At 58.3% G+C, this 3,840-nt stretch carries 4 protein-coding genes; all 4 read right to left on the bottom strand.

All coding sequences use genetic code 11. The features are described 5' to 3' along the window. Positions 1-92 precede the first annotated feature (92 nt). Positions 93-1,097: a tyrosine-type recombinase/integrase gene (locus GCT19_RS41260; protein ID WP_152855039.1), complete on the bottom strand. Its 1,005-nt coding sequence runs from the start codon at positions 1,095-1,097 to the stop codon at positions 93-95. Further along, a complete protein-coding gene (locus GCT19_RS41265) occupies positions 1,094-2,035 on the bottom strand; it encodes a tyrosine-type recombinase/integrase (RefSeq protein ID WP_152855040.1) in 942 nt (313 codons plus the stop codon). Before GCT19_RS41265 ends, GCT19_RS41260 begins: the two co-directional genes overlap by 4 nt. Further along, positions 2,032-3,438, bottom strand: a complete 1,407-nt coding sequence (locus GCT19_RS44750; RefSeq protein ID WP_408582417.1) for a tyrosine-type recombinase/integrase — start codon at positions 3,436-3,438, stop codon at positions 2,032-2,034. The genes GCT19_RS41265 and GCT19_RS44750 overlap by 4 nt, the downstream gene beginning before the upstream one ends. A 196-nt stretch (positions 3,439-3,634) precedes the next feature. Further along, on the bottom strand, positions 3,635-3,840 hold a 206-nt coding region (locus GCT19_RS41275), incomplete at its 5' end, for an ATP-binding protein (protein ID WP_193727503.1).

A 3,840-nucleotide genomic window follows, 5' to 3' on the forward strand; every position in this document is an offset into this window, starting at 1 on the left:
CATCTTGTGTGGCGAAGCGATTTCTGTGGCCTTGGCGCCGATGAGCTGCTTCCGGCGGAGATCCTCGCAGTCTGAAGGCCACAGAAATCCAGTTACAGTGAGCGCAGGAATCGCAGCAGGTCGGATTCCATTCGGCGCCGCGGCGCCTCGCCGGATGGCTGCAGTTGCGCCAAGGCACGCGACTTCATCTCCAGGTTGATCTGTGCGTAAATGTTGGTGGTGTTGAGCGACACATGGCCGAGCCACGCGCGGATGGTGTTGATGTCGACACCCGAGCGCAGGAGGTAGGTGGCCGTTGTATGGCGAATCGTGTGCGGGCTGACCCGCTTCGCACCGACCGCAGGGAATCTCGCCTCGATGCGCTTCGCGCAGCGCTCCACCAGTGAGTGGACTCCGAATCTAGTGATCGACGTACCACACCGGTTCAAGAATGCATGCTGGTCCGCTGGCCGACCGACAATCAGTGTCGAGATCTCCGCTGCCGTTTGCGGCCAGAGGGGACATAATCGAACCTTGTTGCCTTTGCCCAGCAATCTGACAAACGCGTTGCCGTTGCCATCTCGCGACTGCAATTGCAGATCCTCAACCTTAACCTGTGCAACCTCTGTCGCTCGCGCGCCAGTGTTGTACAGGAACATCAGCAGCGCATGGTCACGCATTCCCTGTGCCGTTCGTAAGTCTGCCGCAGCAAGAAGTGCATCCATCTCGGGTTTCTCAAGGTAGGGAATCTCGGGGCGTGCGAACTTACGGAATGGGATCGCTAAGACACGCCCGGACCATTCCAGGTGCTCTGGTCCGTATTCGCCCACGAATCGCGCGAAGCTATGTATGGCCGCGAGACGTTGGTTGACGGTTCTCGCGCCCACAGCTTTACCGGTCGTCGCTGTTGGGAGAAATCGGTTGATCAGGTCTCTGCTGATGTCGTCGAGCTTCAGCAGGTCAGGACGCGTTCGTAGTTCGCCCGCTGCGTAGCGAATGAGCCTGGCCAGCGTGTCGCGGTAGCTCAATTGCGTGCTTCGCGCCGCACTTCTTACCGTGACGAGGTAATCGGCCAGGAAGCGTTTAATCCATGGGGCCAATAGGTTCAGATCGTTCATGACTGGCTCTCCAGCGCGACGTATCGTCCGAGACGGTTCGACGCTTCCACGAGCAGTTCCGGCGACATAGGCAAATAGACCTGGGTGGCCGCTATGCTCGCGTGTCCGAGATAGGTCGACAGCAGAGGAAGAAGTCGCTGCACGTCGGCACCTTGCTGATACCAGGTGGTCAAGCGATGTACAGCGAACGTTGCCCGCATATCGTGCAAACGCGGCTGATACCGGGCGCCGTCGTTGCGCCGAACGCCAGCCTTTGACCTGAGCCTTGCAAATGCGCGTCGGACGCCGCTCCCGGTTGGCCGACCACCGTCACGACGGACAAACAGTGGCGTGTCGTCGCGAGTTTCGATGCTGATGGATGTGTGAACCGCCACCATGTATTCGTGCAGGATGTCGACGAGCTGCATTCCAATTGGAACCCATCGTGTCTTGTAAAACTTCGTGTCGCGAACCGTGAGCATCTGCTGCGGCAAATCCACATCTGCGAGGCATAGGTGTAGTGCTTCGCACAGTCGTAGGCCGGTCCCGTATAAAAGCAGCACGAGGACCCGAAGGGTGCGTGCTTCAATCGGCGTCGCGCGGGCACACTCAAGCGCAGCGATCAGTCGGTCGACGTCGTCCTCGGAATACACATAGGGCTGGAAATCCTGATGGCAACGTGGTGTCCTAGCAGGTAGAGGAATGGCAGATACCAGGCCGCGTGCGAGCGCAAAGCGGAAGAAGCCCACGAGAGCAGAATGCTTGCGATGCCAATAGCGGCTGAGCGGTAGATTCCCGTCGAGGAATGGTCGAACCTCCGTCTGCGAAATGGAACTGAGTTCCCGCTCACATCCCACGTACTTGTCAAACAAGACAAGCACGTCATGAATACTATCGCCCTTACATCCACTGGCGTGTATAACCTGCATATACAGTGAGATTGCGTCAGCGAGCTTCATAGAAACCTCCCGAGATCAACGTCAGCCACCTGGCGCAAGCCGTCGATGTCGACCTTCGCGTATAACGCCGTGGTAGCGGGATGGCAGTGTCCGAGGAAATCTCCAATCTCCATCATGGTTAGACCTTGTCCGAGAAGCTGGGTCGCACACGCGTGCCGCAAGGAATGCGGTCCCTTGTGTTTGATCAACAGATCCATTGGCCTTAGCTGACGATTCACAATCTGCCAGATCGCGCTGCTGCCAAGTGGTTGATATGGACTACGCAACTGGAGAAACAGCTCCCGCCGATCAGACTTCACTCGAACAAAGCGCAGATACCTCGCAAGAGCATCCGCTACGTCGCCGGCCAATGGAAACACAGCAATATGTGGGCTTTGCTTGGAACGATGCACGCGAAAAAGCGCTTCCTGCCAGTCAAAATCGTCGAGACACAGTCGGCGCACTTCGGCCACACGCAATCCGTACACCGCGAACATCATCAAGATCGCGCGATCACGAATCGCGCCGGGCCGGTCCCCCTCGAGATTCTCAAGGACACGAAGGACTTCCGGCCAGGACGGACCGGCAGGTAGTGCCTCGCCTCGATATACCCGCGGCGGTTGTATTGACGACGATAAACCGGGTCGGCATTGCCCGTGTTCTTCCAAATAGCGGATGAAACTGCGGATGTTGTAGCCATAGGTTTGCATCGACGCGCGCGTCAGACCATCGCGGATTCCCTTCGAGGCAAGAATGAGGTCGACGGCTTTCCAGTCAAGTCGACGGATGTCATAGCCCTCGGCATTGGCGAGCCGGAGAAACTCGCAGGCGCGACCGCTACGCGTGCGAATTGTTAGAGCGGAGAGATTACGCTCGTCGCGCATGAAGCGAGCGTAGGCCGCGATCTGTTCCGAGCCAGGCTGCTCGCTGGTCAACGCCTGCAGTCGTCCAAGAAAGCGCATCCAGTTCGTCGCTGTCGATACATACGCCGTTCGGGATGCTTCCCCATCGGTGCGGGTAGGATTAGTCGCTCGACGGTTACGCCATCGATCTGCGAGCTTGCCAAGTTGAGCAGCGGTGAAGGAATCCGGTAACGTCCATCTCAATGCCTCTCCTATCCGCATCATGTACGTTGCATTGCGAATCAGGGTCTTGCGGGAAGCCCGATGGCGTTGCATGTACTCGAGGTATCGAACCCGCTCGCGGTAGAGCGGCGCGGTGGTGTGACGGGCAACTGCAGCCGGGTCCTTGAAAAGTTGATCGAACATGAGGAGCCCTCCTTCCGCAAGAAAAGCGGAAAGGTAATATTGCTCCTCAAATTGAGACCTGCTTCTGTGGCCTTCAGACTGCGAGGATCTCCGCCGGAAGCAGCTCATCGGCGCCAAGGCCACAGAAATCGCTTCGCCACACAAGATGTGCGCCATACGAAGACAACGGTCGAGATCTTCCTGCGCGGTCAGCGAATTGCCGCGCATGCGAAGAGCGAGCGCCGCGGCCATCACACCACGATCGCTGCGCACATGCCGCCTGCGTATTTCGGCGAAGGTGACCGCCAATTTCGGGAACGTGACCGATTCGGCGGGGTTGGGCGTTGCGCGGTGTCGATTGTAGATTTCCTTGTTAGTTCTGGTCGAGTTCGGGCTCCAGGACGCTGGGTTTTGGGGATGCCTTTCTGAGGGAACCACCGGTAAGCGTGATCCGATGATGACGCTGCATGAGGCGGTCGAGCATTGCGTCGGCGATGGTCTCGTCGCCGATCCATCCATGCCAGTGCTCAATCGGTAACTGGCTGGTGACGATGGTCGCCTTTCCCGCCGAGCGGTCAT

Origin of the sequence: Paraburkholderia atlantica, from assembly GCF_009362785.1 — a bacterium.
Classification (GTDB): Bacteria; Pseudomonadota; Gammaproteobacteria; order Burkholderiales; family Burkholderiaceae; genus Paraburkholderia; species Paraburkholderia atlantica.